The 18,494-nt window shown below is 52.5% G+C and carries 19 protein-coding genes; 7 read left to right on the top strand and 12 right to left on the bottom strand.

Going from position 1 to position 18,494, the window contains the following annotated elements:
* The first annotated feature begins 160 nt into the window (after positions 1-160).
* The 3 genes from FCH32_RS08625 to FCH32_RS08615 all read left to right on the top strand — a co-directional run bounded on the left by FCH32_RS08625 (position 161) and on the right by FCH32_RS08615 (position 1,074).
* Complete coding sequence (locus FCH32_RS08625; RefSeq protein WP_117342370.1) at positions 161-325, top strand: DUF1127 domain-containing protein; 165 nt, start codon at positions 161-163, stop codon at positions 323-325.
* 172 nt (positions 326-497) lie between these two features.
* Positions 498-785 (top strand): BrnT family toxin, encoded by a 288-nt coding sequence (locus FCH32_RS08620; RefSeq protein ID WP_117342369.1) that lies wholly within the window; start codon positions 498-500, stop codon positions 783-785.
* Entirely contained in the window at positions 772-1,074 is a 303-nt protein-coding gene (locus FCH32_RS08615; protein WP_117342368.1) for a BrnA antitoxin family protein, read from the top strand. The genes FCH32_RS08620 and FCH32_RS08615 overlap by 14 nt, the downstream gene beginning before the upstream one ends.
* A gap of 110 nt (positions 1,075-1,184) precedes the next feature.
* On the opposite strand, the gene yjiA is transcribed toward FCH32_RS08615, so the two are convergent.
* The 3 genes from yjiA to btsT all read right to left on the bottom strand — a co-directional run bounded on the left by yjiA (position 1,185) and on the right by btsT (position 4,606).
* On the bottom strand, positions 1,185-2,141 hold the full coding sequence (gene yjiA / locus FCH32_RS08610; protein WP_146717580.1) for a GTPase: 957 nt from the start codon (positions 2,139-2,141) through the stop codon (positions 1,185-1,187).
* A 12-nt stretch (positions 2,142-2,153) separates the two neighbouring features.
* Positions 2,154-2,348 carry a YbdD/YjiX family protein gene (locus FCH32_RS08605; protein WP_003830038.1) on the bottom strand — a complete coding sequence of 65 codons (195 nt, stop codon included), beginning with the start codon at positions 2,346-2,348 and terminating at the stop codon, positions 2,154-2,156.
* Positions 2,349-2,455: 107 nt separating this feature from the next.
* Entirely contained in the window at positions 2,456-4,606 is a 2,151-nt protein-coding gene (gene btsT / locus FCH32_RS08600; protein ID WP_135912629.1) for a pyruvate/proton symporter BtsT, read from the bottom strand.
* 364 nt (positions 4,607-4,970) lie between these two features.
* On the opposite strand from btsT, the gene tsr reads away from it, so the two are divergent.
* The gene (gene tsr / locus FCH32_RS08595; protein WP_115259543.1) at positions 4,971-6,635 is read left to right on the top strand and encodes a methyl-accepting chemotaxis protein; all 1,665 of its coding nucleotides are present in this window, start codon (positions 4,971-4,973) and stop codon (positions 6,633-6,635) included.
* An 82-nt stretch (positions 6,636-6,717) separates the two neighbouring features.
* Here the strand turns inward: tsr and FCH32_RS08590 are convergent, their stop codons facing one another.
* On the bottom strand, positions 6,718-8,079 hold the full coding sequence (locus FCH32_RS08590; protein WP_096758428.1) for an MFS transporter: 1,362 nt from the start codon (positions 8,077-8,079) through the stop codon (positions 6,718-6,720).
* Positions 8,080-8,292: 213 nt separating this feature from the next.
* Positions 8,293-9,207, bottom strand: a complete 915-nt coding sequence (locus FCH32_RS08585; RefSeq protein ID WP_096758427.1) for a GntR family transcriptional regulator — start codon at positions 9,205-9,207, stop codon at positions 8,293-8,295.
* Positions 9,208-9,344: 137 nt separating this feature from the next.
* On the opposite strand from FCH32_RS08585, the gene FCH32_RS08580 reads away from it, so the two are divergent.
* The gene (locus FCH32_RS08580; RefSeq protein WP_096758426.1) at positions 9,345-10,367 is read left to right on the top strand and encodes a zinc-binding alcohol dehydrogenase family protein; all 1,023 of its coding nucleotides are present in this window, start codon (positions 9,345-9,347) and stop codon (positions 10,365-10,367) included.
* 46 nt (positions 10,368-10,413) lie between these two features.
* On the opposite strand, the gene opgB is transcribed toward FCH32_RS08580, so the two are convergent.
* From opgB to FCH32_RS08550, 6 genes are all read right to left on the bottom strand, one after another.
* Positions 10,414-12,705 carry a phosphatidylglycerol--membrane-oligosaccharide glycerophosphotransferase gene (gene opgB / locus FCH32_RS08575; RefSeq protein WP_174360737.1) on the bottom strand — a complete coding sequence of 764 codons (2,292 nt, stop codon included), beginning with the start codon at positions 12,703-12,705 and terminating at the stop codon, positions 10,414-10,416.
* Positions 12,706-12,940: 235 nt separating this feature from the next.
* On the bottom strand, positions 12,941-13,429 hold the full coding sequence (locus FCH32_RS08570; protein WP_115259538.1) for a YjjA family protein: 489 nt from the start codon (positions 13,427-13,429) through the stop codon (positions 12,941-12,943).
* Positions 13,430-13,497: 68 nt separating this feature from the next.
* A complete protein-coding gene (gene dnaC, locus FCH32_RS08565; RefSeq protein ID WP_096758423.1) occupies positions 13,498-14,235 on the bottom strand; it encodes a replicative helicase loader DnaC in 738 nt (245 codons plus the stop codon).
* A 2-nt stretch (positions 14,236-14,237) separates the two neighbouring features.
* Entirely contained in the window at positions 14,238-14,777 is a 540-nt protein-coding gene (dnaT, locus tag FCH32_RS08560) for a primosomal protein DnaT (protein ID WP_096758422.1), read from the bottom strand.
* A 122-nt stretch (positions 14,778-14,899) separates the two neighbouring features.
* Positions 14,900-15,373, bottom strand: coding sequence for a threonine/serine exporter (locus FCH32_RS08555; protein ID WP_137362049.1), 474 nt, complete (start codon positions 15,371-15,373; stop codon positions 14,900-14,902).
* On the bottom strand, positions 15,364-16,140 hold the full coding sequence (locus FCH32_RS08550; protein ID WP_138140550.1) for a threonine/serine exporter family protein: 777 nt from the start codon (positions 16,138-16,140) through the stop codon (positions 15,364-15,366). Before FCH32_RS08550 ends, FCH32_RS08555 begins: the two co-directional genes overlap by 10 nt.
* A gap of 456 nt (positions 16,141-16,596) precedes the next feature.
* On the opposite strand from FCH32_RS08550, the gene FCH32_RS08545 reads away from it, so the two are divergent.
* Both FCH32_RS08545 and bglJ read left to right on the top strand, forming a co-directional pair.
* Complete coding sequence (locus FCH32_RS08545; protein ID WP_117342363.1) at positions 16,597-17,322, top strand: helix-turn-helix transcriptional regulator; 726 nt, start codon at positions 16,597-16,599, stop codon at positions 17,320-17,322.
* Complete coding sequence (gene bglJ, locus FCH32_RS08540) at positions 17,283-17,960, top strand: DNA-binding transcriptional activator BglJ (protein WP_174360736.1); 678 nt, start codon at positions 17,283-17,285, stop codon at positions 17,958-17,960. The genes FCH32_RS08545 and bglJ overlap by 40 nt, the downstream gene beginning before the upstream one ends.
* 54 nt (positions 17,961-18,014) lie before the next feature.
* Here bglJ and FCH32_RS08535 read toward each other — a convergent pair whose 3' ends face one another.
* Positions 18,015-18,473, bottom strand: coding sequence for a YbaK/EbsC family protein (locus tag FCH32_RS08535; RefSeq protein WP_115259534.1), 459 nt, complete (start codon positions 18,471-18,473; stop codon positions 18,015-18,017).
* Between the last annotated feature and the right edge of the window lie 21 nt (positions 18,474-18,494).

Here is an 18,494-nt window from a genome sequence, read left to right as displayed (position 1 = left end):
GTACCATACAGATCAAAAAACCAGTACAGACTGGCGTGAAAAAGGCGATGCAGGATCCTTTTTAACCAATCTGTATGTTAAATAAAAGTACTTTGTGAATCTGTATTGTATCCCCCTGGATCCGCGAAGATAACGTCTCAGATAAGACGGGGAGGCGGGTATGGAATTTCATGAGAACAGAGCAAAGCAGCCATTTATTGGTTTGGTGCAGGTCTGGAGGGCGATTAAACGCTGGCATCTGCGGGCGCAAACGCGGCGCGTATTGCAACAGATGAGCGATGAGCGGCTAAAGGATGTCGGGCTGCGACGCGATCAGGTGGAGTAATTGTTCTTTCATCGACAGAGGCTGTCAGTGCCGGATGGCGGCGTAACCGCCTTATCCGGCCTACAAAATTTAATCCCTGATCGTCAAGTTGTGAAGCTATTTCCAACAATCCAGGTATAATCGTAAGATAATTGTAGATACATTTTTGTATATACAATTAGGGATAAAATACATGCCAATGGAGTTTGAGTGGGATGCAAACAAGGCACAAAGTAACCACCGTAAACATGGTGTTCGCTTTGAGGACGCGGTACTCGTTTTCGACGATCCCCGGCATTTGTCCAGACAGGATCGTTATGAGAACGGTGAGTACCGGTGGCAGACCATCGGTCTTGTTCATGGCATTGTGGTTATTCTTGTTGCCCATAGCGTTAGGTTTGAAAGTGGCTTTGAAGTCATTCGTATCATCAGTGCCAGAAAGGCAGATCGTAAAGAGAGGAATCGTTATGAGCATGATTAAACATAAACGTGGCAGCGCATCCGCGCTGAGTGCTCAGCATGAGGCGGAACTGAAGGCGCTGGCGAATAAACCGGATGATGATATTGATTACAGCGACATTCCGGTGACCGAGGATGAGCAGTGGTCAGAGGCTAATCGCGGTACGTTTTTCCGTCCGTTGAAAACTCAGGCATCGGTGCGCATTGATGCCGATGTGATGGAGTGGTTAAAGCGTCCCGGGAAGGGTTACCAGACGCGGCTAAATGCTATTTTGCGCGAGGCTATGCTGAGAGAGCAAAACAAGAAATAGCCCTATACCGAGGTTGTGAGTGCCGGATGGCGGCTGCGCCTTATCCGGTCTACGGGAGAAGGCTTTGTAGGCCCGGTAAGCGTAGCGCCACCGGGCAATTCAGCAGGGGATTACTTCTTCAACCCCGCAAACGCCGCCCGAATCTCATCTTCCGGCAAATTAATGCCGATAAACACAAGCGTGCTGTGCGGCTGTTCGTCGCCCCACGGGCGGTCCCAGTCGGCGCTGTACAGACGCTGGACGCCCTGGAACAGCAGGCGGTTGGGTTCGCCTTCGATCCACAACATGCCTTTGTAACGCAATAGTTTCTCGGCAGATTCCAGCAGCAGGTTTTCCATCACCCTGGATACGTCGCTGATATTCACCGGGTAATCAAGTTCGACGACGATCGAGGAGATATCGTTTTGTTTGTCGGCGATAAAGTGGAAACGCGGTTTGGCGCTGACCACGTTCTCTTCCAGCATAAAACCGTTGGTGTCGAACAGCTGCGCGAGGTCGATGTCGCCATGAGTGACGGTATACACCGGCGCGCGGGCGTTGATGCGCGCCAGGCGCTCACGCAGTTTCTCGCTTTCACCTGCTACGTCGGTTTTGGTCAGCAGGATGCGGTCGGCGTAGCCAACCTGCGACTGGGCGATGGTGAACTGGTTCATCTGTTCGTCGGCGTGCACCGCGTCAACCAGCGCGATCACGCCGTCCAGCAGGTAGCGTTCGCAAATCACTTCATGGGAGAAAAAGGTCTGAATAATCGGGCCGGGATCGGCCATGCCGGTGCACTCAATCACCAGACGGTCAAAATCGATCGCACCCTTGTCGAGGTTGTCGAGCAGGTCTAACAAGGCGTCTTCCAGTTCACTGGAACGGGTGCAGCAGATGCAGCCGTTGGTCAGGGTTTTGATCTGCGTGGCGCGGTCGCCAATTAGCTGATCGTCCACCGAGACTTCGCCGAATTCGTTTTCGATAACGGCAATTTTGTAACCGTGCTGCTCGTTGAGAATATGGCGCAGCAGGGTGGTTTTACCCGCGCCGAGAAAACCGGTGAGTAGGGTGACTGCAATCGGGGTCATTCATTTCTCCTTCTAACAGCAACTGCTTCCGCCGCTACCGTAGCGGGCTTCCTGGCGCTCGCGGAAGAATTCTTCGTAGGTCATGTACGGCTTATCGGGATGGTTGGTCTTCATATGCTCGACGTAGTTGTCGTAGTCCGGAATACCAATCAGCATTTTTGCCGCCTGACCGAGATACTTTTTTGCCTGACCTAAAGTACCAAACATTCTGCCGTCCTGTTAATGAATAAAGCCGGATGGCGGCTTGCGCCTTATCCGGCCTACGTTAACTGCATTCTGTAGGCCGGGATCGCTGCGCGCCTCCCGGCATCAGGTTAGTGGTGTGAAGAGGTCTTCACGCCGCCTTCCGGCACCGGTACATACGGCGTCTCTTTATCAGAGCGGCCGTTGATGGCGCGGGCTTTCTGCCAGGTACGGAACCCGTAGAAAATGATGCTGTACACCACCACCAGGAACAGAATACTCAGGCCGGCGTTGGTGTAGTTGTTGATGACGATATGGTTCATGTTGGCAATTTGCTGCGCGGTCAGTTCACCGCCGTTAGCAATCTTCTCTTTGTACTGACTTGCCATGAAGAAGAAGCCTTCCATCTGTGGGTTGGTGCTGAACAGTTTCAGACCCAGCGCCCAGGTGGTGCAGATCAGCAGCCATACTGCCGGAACCACGGTAACCCAGATGTATTTGGTGCGCTGCATTTTAACCAGTACCACGGTGCCGAGAACCAGCGCCACGGCGGCCAGCATCTGGTTAGAGATACCGAACAGCGGCCACAGGCTCTTCACGCCGCCCAGCGGGTCAACCACGCCTTGATACAGCAGGTAGCCCCACAGGCCTACGCAACCCGCAGTACCCACAACACCGGCAACCAGAGAGTCGGTTTTCTTCAGGAACGGGACGAAGTTACCCAGCAAATCTTGCAGCATAAAGCGGCCAGAACGGGTACCGGCATCCAGTGCGGTCAGGATGAACAGCGCTTCAAACAGAATACCGAAGTGGTACCAGAAGCCCATGTCAGCCATCGGCAGCACTTTGTGGAACACGTGCGCGATACCGACAGCCAGCGTCGGTGCGCCACCGGCGCGGTTCAGAACGGACGGTTCACCGATGTCTTTCGCGGTTTGCAGGATCTGCTCAGGCGAAATCACGAAGCCCCAGGAGCTGACGGTTGCCGCTGCCTGCGCGGTCACGTCTTTCAACTGCGCCATAATCAGCGGCGCGTTCTCGCCACCCATTTCATGCAGGTTTGGCATGGTGATGCCAAGGCCCGCAGGCGGGGTGTTCATCGCGAAGTACAGACCCGGTTCGATGATGGAGGCGGCAACCAGCGCCATAATTGCGACGAAGGATTCCATCAGCATTGCGCCATAACCAATGAAACGCGCATCGGTTTCACAGGCCAGCAGTTTCGGTGTGGTACCGGAGGCGATCAGCGCGTGGAAGCCAGACACCGCGCCACAGGCGATGGTGATGAACAGGAACGGGAACAGTGCCCCTTTCCACAGCGGACCGGTACCGTCAACGTACTGGGTCATCGCCGGCATTTTCAGCTCTGGGTTCAGGATAACGATACCGACAGCCAGACCAACAATAACGCCGATTTTCAGGAAGGTGGCCAGATAGTCGCGCGGGGCGAGGATCAGCCATACCGGCAGCAGCGCAGAGATAAACGCGTAGCCGATAAGCGTAAAGGTAATGGTGGTGTCTTTAAAGGTCAGTGCCGGGCCCCAGTACGGGTCGTGGGCAATCACGCCGCCGAAGTAAATGGAGGCAACCAATAGAACAATACCAATCACCGACACTTCGCCCACACGTCCCGGGCGCAGGAAGCGCATGTAGATCCCCATGAACAGCGCGATCGGTACGGTTGAGCAGACGGTGAACACACCCCACGGGCTTTCCGCCAGCGCTTTCACCACGATCAGCGCCAGCACTGCCAGGATGATGATCATGATTAAGAAGCAGCCGAACAGCGCGATGGTTCCCGGTACCGGGCCCATCTCTTCTTTGATCATCTCACCGAGAGACGCGCCGTTACGACGAGAAGAGATAAACAGCACCATGAAGTCCTGCACTGCACCGGCCAGCACTACGCCCGCCAGCAGCCACAGCGTACCAGGCAGGTAGCCCATTTGCGCGGCCAGTACCGGTCCAACCAGCGGACCTGCCCCGGCGATAGCAGCAAAGTGGTGACCGAACAGGACGTTACGGTTGGTTGGGACGTAGTTCAGACCGTCGTTGTTGATGACCGCCGGCGTGGCTCGCGTGGGGTCAAGTTTCATCACTTTCTGGGCGATGTACAGACTGTAGTAACGATAGGCCACCAGATAAACAGAGACAGAGGCGACCACGATCCACAGGGCGCTGATGTGTTCACCCCGACGTAATGCCACTACCGAGAGGCAAAATGCACCGATGATTCCGAGAATCACCCAGGGTATGTGCTTGAATATCTTTTTCGTATCCATAGTAAAACCTGGTATCTAATTAATAATTGGCCGAAGCCGCGTGAGTTTGAGTGTGTGTTTGAGGAGATAAGTTGACTGCTATGTTGGGAGGATCTTGCCAGAGAATTACGCGCGTAAAGTAAGGTAAATATGTGAGTGGTTATATGTCAGCTTAAGCGGTCCCAAGTGTCAGTGAGCGGTTCCGGGGAGCGGTAAATGCGGATGATTATGTGATTGAGATCACTAAAAAACTCCTTTAGAGCCCTTACGGAAGGCGGTATCGCCGATTCGTCGATGCTGCGATCGATTCAGGAAGCACGAATTCCGTAAAGTTTTCTCTTTTCAGGCCGAAAATTCTGACATCTGTCTAGCGGAAAGAGAAAACATGTTAAAACGAATGAAGATTGTTACCAGCTTACTGCTGGTATTGGCGCTGTTTGGCCTTTTACAACTGGCCTCGGGCGGGTTGTTCTTTAATTCACTGAAGAATGACAAGGAGAACTTTACCGTTCTGCAAACCATTCGCCAGCAGCAGTCTGCGCTGAATGCGACCTGGGTTGAACTGCTGCAAACGCGAAATACCCTGAACAGGGCAGGGATCCGCTACATGATGGATCAGAGCAATATCGGCAGCGGCGCCACCGTGGCGGAGCTGATGCAGGTGGCGAGCACTGCGCTGAAAATGACCGAGAAAAACTGGGCAACCTATGAATCGCTGCCGCGCGATCCGCGTCAAAGCGAAGCCGCGTTCCAGGAGATCAATCGTACCTATGACATCTACCACGGCGCGCTGGCGGAGCTGATCCAGTTGCTGGGCGACGGCAAGATCAATGCGTTCTTTGATCAGCCGACGCAAAGCTATCAGGATGGCTTTGAGAAGCAGTATATGAACTACATGCAGCAGAACGATCGTCTGTATGACATTGCGGTTGAAGATAACAACAGCTCTTACAGCCAGGCGATGTGGGTGCTGGCTTGCGTGCTGATTACCGTGCTGGCGGCCATTATCGCCGTCTGGTTTGGCATTAAGTTCTCGCTGATCGCCCCGATGAACCGCCTGATTGACAGCATTCGTCATATTGCCAGCGGTGACCTGGTGAAGCGCATTGACGTGGAAGGCTCCAACGAGATTGGGCAACTGGCCGAGAGCCTGCGCCACATGCAGAGTGAGTTGATGAGCACCGTGGGTGATGTGCGTAACGGTGCTAACGCCATTTACAGCGGTGCCAGCGAGATTGCGATGGGCAATAACGATCTCTCGTCACGTACTGAGCAGCAGGCGGCTTCGCTGGAAGAAACCGCGGCCAGCATGGAAGAGTTGACGGCAACCGTGAAGCAGAACGCCGAAAACGCCCGTCAGGCCAGCCATCTGGCGCTGAGTGCCTCCGAAACGGCGCAGAAAGGCGGCAAAGTGGTGGACAATGTGGTGCAAACCATGCGTGACATCGCCTCCAGTTCGCAGAAAATCGCCGACATTATTAGCGTGATCGACGGCATTGCCTTCCAGACTAACATTCTGGCGTTGAACGCCGCAGTAGAAGCGGCACGCGCAGGTGAGCAGGGCCGTGGATTTGCGGTGGTCGCCGGTGAAGTACGTAACCTGGCCCAGCGCAGTGCGCAGGCCGCGCGCGAGATCAAGAGCCTGATTGAAGACTCGGTCAGCCGCGTGGATGTCGGGTCAACGCTGGTTGAAAGCGCCGGTGAAACCATGGATGAGATCGTCAATGCGGTGACCCGCGTGACCGATATCATGGGGGAAATCGCCTCAGCATCTGACGAGCAGAGCCGCGGTATCGATCAGGTCGGTCTGGCCGTTGCCGAGATGGATCGTGTAACCCAACAGAACGCCTCGCTGGTGGAAGAGTCCGCTGCCGCCGCGGCGGCGCTGGAAGAACAAGCCAGCCGTTTGACCCAGGCCGTTGCCGTGTTCCGTATTCAGCACGATCAAAAGCGTCCGCGTGATGTTGCTGCCGTAAAACCGGCATCGACAACCACCCAGCCGCGTAAAGCCGTGGCGACGGATGCGGGTGAGAACTGGGAAACGTTCTAAGCCTGTGATGCCGGATGGTGCTATTGCTCATCCGGCTTACCGGGAAGGTATGTGTAGCCCGATGCTATCGGGCTACACGTCATTACTCCTGACGCGGGTCGCTAATCGGCTGGCGAACCAGGAAGATATAAGCGAACGCCCCTACCATCGTCACGCAACCACAGATAATCAGCGCCAGACGGAAAGAGTTGGTGGTATCCACGATAAATCCGGTGACAATCGGTGCGAACGACGCACAGATAAAGCTGGCAAAGTTCTGAATACTGCCCACGGACGCGGTCATACGGGAAGCCACTGCGACGTGGATCAAACCCCAGCAGGACGTGCCGGCGAAGTGGATGCAGAACAGCGCCATCCCAATCAGTAACACGGCGGCCATTGAGGTTGTCGCCTGCGGTACCACGAAGGTAAATGCAGCAGAGCAGAACATCCCGGCAATGATACAAATCTTACGACTCTTAATCGGCGCCATGCCGCCTTTCACCAGCCAGTCGGTGACAAAACCGTTAATCAGCATGCCAGCTGCGCCAAACAGGAACGGGATCGCGGCCATGAGCCCGGTACTTTTTAAATCCAGGTTATAGGACGTTTGCAGGTAACCCGGCAGCCAGGCCAGATACAACCATGCCGTGTAGTTGATGCCGCTAAAGCCCAGCATCATGCCCCACATGGTACGGTTACGGAACAGGCTGCGCCATTCGGCAAAGCTCAGCGGATCGCGGCGGGCATTGACGCTACCGGCGTTCAGGTACGCTTGTTCGGTGGCGCTCAGTTCAATCTGCTCGCGGTTGCGATACAGCATGTACCAGCCGATGGCGAGGAAAATACCCAGTACGCCGATAGTGATAAACATCCAGCGCCAGCCCATCACCAGCATCATCGCGGCCAGAATCGGTGGGCTAATGGCGACACCAATCGTTGAGGCAGCGTTGAATAATCCCATTGGGCGGCCGCGCTCTTTAATGTTAAACCAGTCGTTGATCACCTTCACGCCGCACGGGTTCATTGGCGCTTCACCAATCCCCATCCCGATACGTACCAGCACAAACTGAGTGAAGGTATGTACCATTCCGGACATCGCCTGAAACAGCGACCAGAAGAACATGCCTAGCCCCAGCATAATGCGCGGGCCTTTGCGATCCAGCAGCGGACCGCAGGGCAGTTGCGCAATACCGTAAGCGAGAGAGAACACGGACAGCAGGATGCCGATTTCGGTTGCGCTGAGTCCCAGTTCTTCACGAATTGTCAGGTTAGCTACTGACAGTGAACTGCGGTCGAGATAATTAATGACCGCCGCAAAAAATAATAAAATCATTGCTGTGGTCTGAATACGTTTTATTCGACTGCTGCGTTGCACCATGCCGTCTGGCGGGACATTAATATCCGCAGATGACGAGGTGCCAAACGAAGAACTCGGGTCGAGGGTAATATTATTTTTTTCCACGCCGGACTCCTGAACCTCAATAATTTATTTTTACACGGTGCCAGACCGTGCTGTATTGAAAAATACCAGTGATAAATCACGTTATTCATCACCGCTCACGAAATTTTTTTAATGCAGTCGACTTAGCGTGAGCATAGGCAAGAGGTTTTTTCTGGCGTTTTTATTTTTATAAAATCGTGCTCCCGGTAGTGGTTTGCTGTTTTTTATCCGTTCTTAATGGGTGCTGTCACTGGTTTGATTGATAGAGCGAATCATCGATTGTTTGGCTGAATTCAAATGGTTACAGAGTGCCAGGGTGGCATCCAGGTCGCTGCGGCAGATCAGCGCGCTGAGAATGGTCATATGCTCATCGATGGCAATGATGTTGCGCTGCTTGAGGTCGCTTTCGTCCCACTGATAGTGGAAGTGGAAAATCACAGAAATTATCTCAAGTGACTGATTGAAAAAGATATTATCAGCAGCGGAAAGCAGCAGGGCGTGGAACTCGCGGTCTAACTGCGAGAACATACGAAAGCTACTGCCAATGCTGTCGCGCAGCATCCGGTGGCGCTCGAGCAGCGTTTTGGCCTGTAGCCAGCGCGGGTCGTTGTCGGGCAGATTCAGGAAATGTTGCAAAGAATGCGTTTCCAGCATTTCGCGCAGTTCGAACAGTTGTTCGGCATAGGCCTGGTCGAACTGCTTCATGCTCCACTGACCGCGTTTTTCGTTTTTAATCAGGTTGTAACGTTCGAATTTTAAAAGGTATTCCCGCACAACGACCGGGCTGACGCCCGCTGCTCTGGCAAGCTGCAGCTCGGAGAACGTTTCGCCTGCGCGCAACTGGCGCTGGTTAATCATAGTGAAAAAGGCCTGTTCAAAAATACGATTTTGCTCAGCCATGGAGGCCGTAGTGCAATCAAAACCGTCGTCATGATCCGGTTTGCGTACGATTACGTAGTGGCTACCCACCTGCGTCAGCACACCGCATTCAGCTAAATGGCCCAGCATATGGCGCACGGTGGTGCGGCTGATGTTGTACATCTCTGCCAGCGCGCTTTGCGAAGGAAGTGGGGAAGGAATATGACCCCGCGCCATATCATCAATTATCTGGTTAATCACATTGTGGCGTAGATTCTGTGAACGGCTCATGGCGTCTCCTTTTTACCTATTAAAACCCGATTTAAAACATTTTTATGCGTTGGGTTTCACAGATTATGTTTCTGCTTGCGCCAGTATTTTTATTTTCATCGATATCTGAGGCAACAAAAAAACAGGAGAGCAGAATCATGTCTACGATGAATACACTGATTTGCCAGGAACCCAAAAAATTAGTCTGGAAAGAACGTGATATACCTATTCCGGGTAATGGCGAAGCATTAATAAAAATAAAGTCTGTCGGGATTTGTGGGACCGATATTCATGCATGGGGTGGCAATCAACCTTTTTTCAGCTATCCACGCGTATTAGGCCATGAAATATGTGGGGAAGTTGTCAGTCTGGGGCGGAATATACAAAATCTGGAAATAGGCCAGCAGGTTGCGGTTATTCCTTACGTTGCGTGCCAACAGTGCCCGGCGTGCCAGAGCGGGCGCACCAACTGCTGCGAGAAGATTTCGGTGATTGGCGTGCACCAGGATGGGGGCTTCAGCGAATACCTGTCCGTGCCGGAGACCAACTTGCTGGATGCGCAGGGCATTGATCCGCAGGCGGCGGCGCTGATCGAACCGTATGCCATCAGTGCGCATGCTGTGCGTCGGGCTGCCGTGGTGCCTGGCGAGCAGGTGCTGGTGGTGGGAGCGGGGCCGATTGGTCTTGGCGCAGCGGCGATTGCCAAAGCCGATGGCGCGCAGGTGGTGGTGGCGGACACCAGCCCTGCCAGGCGGGAGCATGTAGTCTCCCGCTTAGGATTACCGGTTATCGATCCCTCTGCTGAGGATTTTGACGCGCAGCTACGCGCGCAGTTTGACGGTTCTCTGGCGCAAAAAGTGATTGATGCGACGGGGAATCAGCATGCAATGAACAACACGGTGAATTTGATTCGTCACGGCGGCAGCATTGTGTTTGTTGGGCTGTTCAAAGGTGATTTGCAGTTTTCTGACCCAGAATTCCACAAGAAAGAAACCACCATGATGGGCAGTCGCAACGCCACGCCGGAAGACTTTGCCAAAGTCGGTCGCCTGATGTCGGAAGGTAAGCTGACGGCGGACATGATGCTGACTCACCGTTACGCGTTTGCCACGCTTGCAGAGATCTACGAGCGGGATGTGATCAACAACCGTGAACTGATTAAGGGCGTGATCACCTTCTGATAAGGTTGCCATGCAGCGCCCGGAGGTGTGTTGGGCGCTGTTTTTTTTATCCTTGCAGGTCCACGATTTTGATTTCAACCATTCCGATCCCCAGCTTACGCGGAGAGTGGCCCAGAATGTTGCCCTCGTTGGTAGCGACGGGATCGGGTGGGATAATGACCAGCGTGTCGGCGTCTGCTGGGTTATCAAAATGCAGCGTGGTGGTGCTGACGTCATGGCTTAACACCAGCGTTTGTTCCTCGTTGCCGATGCGTACCGGGATGGGACGATTGGCGTTGTCACCGAACGCTTTGGCAGTGATCACCAGATCGAATTTCTTCGGTAACGGGGCGTTGTATTCGATCTTTACCTCGTCACTCAGCTGCGCGTTGGACCAGCGCCCCCAGGATTCGGGGCGCGAAATCCCGCTAAATTGTTTCACCTCTTCTGGCGCGCCGGCCACGTTAAAGACGAAGCTGTCGGCCTTGTAGCGAATATCGTTATCAACAATTTTCAGCGTATCGACGTTACCTTTGTAGCGCTCCATGTCGATCACCGTGTCTTTAAACGCGGTTTTACCTTGCCATTTGGCTTTATCGACGTGTTGTACAATTTGCTGCCCGCCCAGTTGCCCTTGTGATACACACCAGTCGGTGGAGAGCGCCAGTTCCGGTGCCCACAGCTGGGCCATTTTGTAGCAGCGGTCTATCCAGACAAAGTTATCGCGCGGGGCGAAATCCGCCAGCTGGAAGCGCAGCGGGGCAGAGTATTCACTTTCCGGCAGTGGCTCAACGCGTTGCTCCGACACGCGCAGCAGCAGCGGCAGGCGGAAGTGACTGCCGGAGAACGCGATCATGCTTTTGTCCGTGTCGACGGTGAATGCTTTCATCTCTTTGGGGAAATTCCACAGGCGAATAATATCGGGCTTCCAGGCCAGCATTTTCTCTTTGATGTTCAGGAATACTTCTGACACCGACTCGCTCGACAAGCTACTGCGTCCTAGACCGATAAAGTTATCGCCGCCGAGAATATCCAGGACGGTCGCGCCGTTATCCATCGTGTTGCGTTTCACCGCCAGCGTATCCTGCTGCGGCTTGTCGCCGCGTAGCACGAAGAACAGGTTGTTACGATCCTGCTTGTTCAGGTATTTCCAGGCGGTGTTGTTCATCGCCAGATGATCGGAGGACACTACAATAACGGTATCTTTAAACCACGGTGACGCTTTGATCTTATTAATAAACGCGGCAATGTTTTCCTGACTACAGCTGACTGCGCTAAATGACTGATTGGCTTTGCCATCGATGTCATAGCGTTTGCGGTTGCAGGTGCGCGAAATAAATCCATCCGGGTGATGAGTATCGACCGTCAGGGTAAACAGTGAAAAACGTTGACCAGACTGTGAAAGCTCTTCGAATTTTTTCCACGCTTCATCAAGGACGGTATCGTCGTAAAAGCCCCAGTCATTACGATAGGCCGGGTCCGCTACTACGCCTTTTAACTCTTCTGCGCCGTACAGATGATCAAAACCATGGGATTTCAGGAACACGTCTTTCCCGGCAAAGCGCAGATTTGCGCCCTGTACAAAGACGTTTTGATAGCCGGAGTTCTTCAGGATGTCGCCCAGGCAAATATTGTTTGGAAAGAAGCTGGAAACTGATGCCGAGGCGTTACCTTCAAACGGGGCAAACAGCGGAATGCCGCACTGTGAAGCGACCATGCCGGCGATGGTGTAATCCGTTCCCGGCAGCTGCATAGTATTGCTGAAATCCATCCCTTCGTTTTTTAATGCCCCGAGCTCCGGGGTCAGATCCGGGAATGCATCATTGTTAAAATAGGTGCGTTCCAGGCTTTCGCCGTAGATATATACCAGGTTCAGCTTCGGGTTGGGAATGGTTTTTGACGGCTCTTTGTAATACGCCGCAAAATCCGGGTCGCCATCGCGCGACTGGGATTTCACCAGTTCGGTTATCTGATGAAACGCCGGGCTGGCATCCACAGACGCCAGCGCCAGCAGCAGAGCCAGCAGGCTGTAACCCACGTGATGAGGATGGTGGCGACGACGGCGAAGCACCCAACCCAGCGCGCCAAACACGGTGGCCAGCGCCAGTGCAATCCCAATGCCGGGCAGAACATATTTGCCAATGCCCGCGCCGGTCAGACTGTTGGTCAACGTGTACAGAACTGCATCGTTGATGCCGTCGCCGGTGAAATAGTCGCTGGCATACAGCGTGATATTCAGGACAATAAAAATCCCCAGCACCGTTAACGTGGCGGCAAACCACCAGGTGTTGCGACCCGCTTTCCAGGCGTAAATCAACACCGACGCGAGAAACAGAGTGATGGAGAATAATTCAGACAACGGACGATCCTCAGTAAGCCGGGTAAATACCTGGCAGGCTAATCATTTCTGAAAAGTACAATGTAATAGCGTTGTTACATTGCTGCAATTGTAGTGACATTTAATTACGTTGTTATTCAGAATTGGTTTAGATATGCAGGGTGTTTAAGGGGATTACTGATTATTTTGAGGAATGTTTGCGGGACATAAATTGATACCGCGCAGGCTGTGAAAAACCGTGCGCGGCATTTGTACATCAGGAAATGAAGTTCATACCCTGTTTTAACACCAGATCGCAGGCCTTGGTTTTGACTTGCTTTGCCAGTGAGCTGTTACCAATCGTATCCAGATTAAGCTGTTGACCATCTTTGGCATTGAGCATGCCCTGAATGCCGTCCAGATAGTTGGTGTCTTTTTTCTGCTCCGTTGCGCCCAGGCCTAGTTTATCCAGCACCTGATTTTTGACGTTTTCGGTATCGGTGACCGAAGCCAGTTTCTGTTTCGCACAATATTCCAGAATCCCGGCTGCGTTGTTCATACTGCTGGACGTGAGCGACTGATTACTGCCGAGCAGGCTGGTCAGGGAAGAAAGTGAGCTGCTGCTCTGAGAGCCAGAGGTTTGCTTACTCAGTTCGCCAGCCGCGCTGGAGAGTGAATCCTGCCAGGAGGCGGCGAAAACGCTGGTGGAGATCAGCGTGCTGGCGGCAACCGCACAGCACAGAAATCGTTTTGTTGCTTTCATCATTATCATTATAGGTAACTCGTGTTATGCCTTTTCAGCGCAGTATAGCGCTGCTGATGTTAGGAATGGTCTCAATACTCTTTGCCTGTCACTCGGCTGCGATAACTTTCCCAGTTAAAAATCACCCACAGGCTGTTGCCGAGCCGCATACGATCCATCACGCGCTCACCCAGCAGTTTGTTCATTTCATCTATATTGCTGTTTGTCAGCATGCCGGTCGGTCGCTTGGAGGAAGAGCGGCGATCGACGATCTGGTTGATGATCACTTTTTCATAGCGCGATTCGGTCTGCATGCCGATCTCGTCGATCACCAGCAGATCTACGTTGCTGAGATCGTTGAGCAGCTGTTCTTCGCTGGTTTCACGATTGCTGAACGTCTCTTTCATTGCCGACATAATGTCTGCCACGGTAATGATCAGCACTGACTTGCCGCGCAGCAGCAGTTCGTTGCAGATAGCGGCAGCCAAATGGTTTTTTCCGGTGCCAGGTTTGCCGGAGAAGATAAAGCTGGCGATATTGCCATCAAACTCTTCGACGTACTGACGGGCTTTGCTCAGGGCATTCATTTGTCCTTCGCACTCGACCCGATAGTTCTCAAACGAGCAGTTCTGGTGCAGCGGACGGATACCGGAGCGGTTAAACGTGCGCTGCATTTTCATGGCCCGGTTCTCGCGCGCCAGCGCCGCGGCATGAATTTCACCTTGTTCTTTTTGCCACGCCAGCAGTTCCTCGCCCGTTTTGAATGCGGGCTCGACATTGGGCGGCATCATTTTTTGCAGACGTTTCATCAGGTCGCCAACGTTTTTCATCGTTATCCTCTAAAACCCGGTGGAATATGACTGTCAGGTTCGCTGACACTGTTAACATCACGTTTGGGCATTCCGCCATTGCTGGCCCGGCCAATTTGTACGCTACGCGCGAGTTTTTGCTGCCACTGAACATGGTGAAAGATCTTACCTTCTGCCTGCCAGTAGGCCACAAACGCGGCCAGCTCTTCGGCGGTGACCGGTTCTCTGAGCGCGATGCCCCATAGCGCGGCCTGTCGCTGAAAGTCAGCATCGGGCTGCCAGTCAGCGTACATCGGAAATTTCCCCATCGGTACGGCAACAGGTGCCGCTTGCGGCTCTTCGTAAAATTGCGCATCCAACGTGATATCGCTTCCCGGACGTGACAGCTTCTCTTCGAGCGCCAGTAGTTCGGCCAGACGCGCAGGGGTTACGGCATAAAACGCGGGCGCATTATTGGCGAAAACGGCCACTGCGCCACCTGCTGACTTTGCCAGCACGGCCTGGTGATCGTGTAATAAGGCGTCAATACCGACGACGTCCGGAGTCAAAATTTTACAGGGCATAATGTTTCTCAATACTGAACAACAACCGAGAAGGGGACTGCTTTTATAGTAACACAGAGAAGAAGGAGAGAAGCAGGATGAGGGTGATTCCCCATCCGCTATGGTATTAAGCAGGTGCACCGTCACACGCGCGGGCGTTTGCGATACAGCCATAATCCAGGTACGGAAAGCCCGATGGACAAAGCCCCCACGATGGACGAGGCTTTCAGGAAGTTAGTCAGCAGGGTAATCATCAGCTCTTCGCTGTAACCGAAATGACCGATTTTTACCGCAGAGATCATCGCCGTGTATGCGGAGATCCCCGGAAACATGGGGATTACTGCCGCGACGGTAAAGACTTTCGGGTGCGCCAGATACCAGCGTGACCATTGGATCCCGATGCAGCCAATCACTAATGATGCCATAAAGGTTGACCATTCGATATTGAGCCCCGCGGTCATCATCACCATGCGTGAACCGTGCCCAAGCGCGCCGAGCAGGGCACACCAGGGGAGCGCCCGATGCGGTACGTTAAAGACCATGGCGAATCCGACAGCCGGAATTGCAGACAGGATCATGTCCTGCAGCAGGGCAAAAATGAAATCAATTACACCCATCCGCGTAACCCCCACAGAGTCATCGACATCACTACACCAACGCAGGTTGCCAGCGTGAGCAGGCTGGCAATGGCCCAGCGCGCCAGCCCGGTATTTATGTGCCCTTTAAACATATCTGCGACCGCGTTAATCAATGGGAAACCTGGAACCAGCAGCAGCACGCTGGCCGCCATGGCAACCGTCGGCGTGTGATTAAACGTCGGCAACGTTAGCAGCAGACCGGAAATGGTGGTGGCGACAAAAGCGGTGACGCAAAAGTTAATTTGTGGATGCAAATGCCGGGAGGCCAGAATCTGGCGGATATACATGGCAATCATGCTGGCAAAAAAGGTAATAACCGCCCCATCCCATCCGCCATTATTCAGCTTACAAAAGCAGGCGCAGGACAGGCCGACCATCAATGAAACCAGCCATCGAGGGTAGCGCAGCGGTTTAATCTGACTAAAGCGTTTCTCCACGCCTTTGCCGTCCAGCAGCTTATGCTCGGCCAAAATGACGATGTGCTGAACTTCGGTTACGACGTGCATATTGATGCCGCGATCCTGATTTTTTCGGGTCGATGTCAGGCATTGTCCGTCTTTAATGGTGGTCAGGACGATAGCGTTAGAGGAGATGGCGCTTTCTACGCTATCCATACCAAGCGCCAGGCCGAGGCGGGTAGAGAGTTCGTCAACCAGCGCGCTTTCCGCTCCGTGTTGCAATAAAAATAGTCCGCATTGTATACATAACCGTGTAACCGTTCGCTGTGACGACTGCTCTGTTTGCATGGCTCGCTCTGACTGAAAAGATGCACTCTGGATAACGACTGTCTTCTTTTTATCATGAAGCATGATCCCGCTGGCTCTGGCTAAGATCAATCTTTGTGTTGAAAAAAGAGGCAGAGCGGTGAGTTTTGCCGATGTACGGCTCTCTTTTCTATGCTATAGGGTTAACTTCCCTGGTGCGGTTATTCCTGTGTGCAGCAATTACGTAAGTAGCGCTAATAAATTAATGTAGATATTTTAATTGTACAATTAATGTTCCTCTAAGTGATTATGTCAGGATGGTTTTATAGTGTGATGCTATTAGGATTGTAGTGTCATCACTTTTTCATATATTTAAAATAAAAACCAAGGATAAACAATTCATACTGTCTATCTTTTTTACCTGCTGTCTTATTGTTTTTTTATTTATGAAAGAATTTCAGGTGAACAAGATTGCGGACAGGTGAATATGGAGGATTTATGTTGCCAGGACGCTGCAAGAACGCAATTATCATTAGTAAATTACCAATCATACAAACTGGGCTTAAAGGGGTGATGCAAGGGCAGTTCTCTGATTATGAACTGACGTATTGTCGCTCCGTAGAAGAACTAACTTTGCTGCAGTTGCGCTGCTCTGACCTGGTGATAGCCGACTTAACCAGGGACTGTAGTAATCCGCGTGCAATCTGCGATCAATACTATTCTTTACTGTCTCAATATCGCGATATCCACTGGGTTTTTCTCGTTTCACGCCTGTTTTATCCTCTGGCTGTTGAGTTGCTCATGTGTCCTGTCAGCTCACTCTTATCTGATGCGGAACCCATTGAGAGTCTGGTGAATGTTATTCATTCGGGAAATACCCGGGCCGAGAGAATCAGTAAGGTGCTGCTCTCTCCGCCAATTATCCCTGAATTACAGGATCACAGCGCTCGGTCAATTGTGCTCACCCTTTCTGAAAGAAAAGTGTTACGGCTACTCGGAAAAGGTTGGGGAATTAACCAGATTGCGATGTTACTAAAGAAAAGTAATAAAACAATTAGCGCGCAAAAAAATAGCGCGATGCGTCGTTTATCAATCCATAGCAATGCAGAAATGTATGCATGGATAAACAGTTCTCAAGGAGCACGAGAGCTGAACTTACCTTCAGTTTATGGAGAGACCACGGAATGGAAAGCAGAAATAACAAAAGCAATGTCGCACTGGTAGAAAAGTGCGCAATGAGTCGTGTAGGTATTAAGAGTTTATTTAATACCATGCCAGATAGCCCATACCATCTTTATCAGTTTTCTAATCAGCCGACCTTTAGCCAGGAAATGTTAAAAACATCTTTTTCTGCGGTCATTTTTTCACTTTCAGCGTTAAGAGCGGATCGCCGCGCAGGGCTGGTCTACCTGACGGAACTGGCGGTCAATTACCCGCGTATCCGGCGCGTGGTGATCGCTGATGATGATGCTGAAGTGCGATTAATTAGCTCGCTTTCCCCGCTGCCGCTGGATGGGGTCATCAGCAAAGCATCATCATTGGATGTATTACAGGAAGGGCTACTCGCAGCCTTGAATTGCGCCAAACGGGGAGTCGAAGGGACAAAAAATCACTGGTTTGTTAACCAAAACCGTATGTTAAGCCCTACTGAGCGCGAAATACTGCGTTTTATGTCGAATGGATACTCGATGCCGCAGATCGCCATTCAGCTTGAACGGAACATTAAAACCATTCGGGCGCATAAATTTAACGTGATGTCTAAACTGGGTGTGAATTCTGACGCCGGACTCCTGGATGCCGCTGATATTCTGCTGTACCTGCGTGCCGGGGAGCCAGCGCCTTTTCTCCATGCGGTTTCGTAACGGGGCGATTACGCGTGTGCCGGATTCACTCTCCGGCACCAGGGTGGGTATTCGTTACTGACAGACATCAACCCAGGTAGCAGAAGTCAGTTCAGCCATTCTGTCTGGCGTGATACGCACTGCGCTGTGCGTGGCACCAGCTGCGGGTAGGACTTCAGCGTAATGCTTCAGGGAGATATCACAGTAGACTGAAATGGGGGTCTCCAGTCCAAAAGGGCAGACGCCACCAACCGGATGTCCCGTTGCGTTGACCACTTCATCACTACTCAGCATGCGGGCTTTCGCGCCAAACGTACCTTTTAGCTTCTTATTATCCAGACGGGCATCGCCTTTGGCGACGACCAGGATAATGTCATTTTTTACTTTTAGAGAAAGCGTTTTAGCGATCTGTCCGGGTTCAACATTGTGGGCTTTCGCTGCCAGATCGACGGTGGCCGTGCTCTGGTCCAGTTCAATGATTTCAATATCCGGGGCATGTTCCGCCAAAAATTGCCGTACTGATTGCAAACTCATTCTTCTCTCCCGATAGCGTAC

Source organism: Citrobacter gillenii, assembly GCF_013337685.1.
Lineage (GTDB): Bacteria > Pseudomonadota > Gammaproteobacteria > Enterobacterales > Enterobacteriaceae > Citrobacter > Citrobacter gillenii.
Note: the sequence above shows the minus strand (reverse complement) of the source record. Positions and strands in the feature narration are given on the sequence as shown.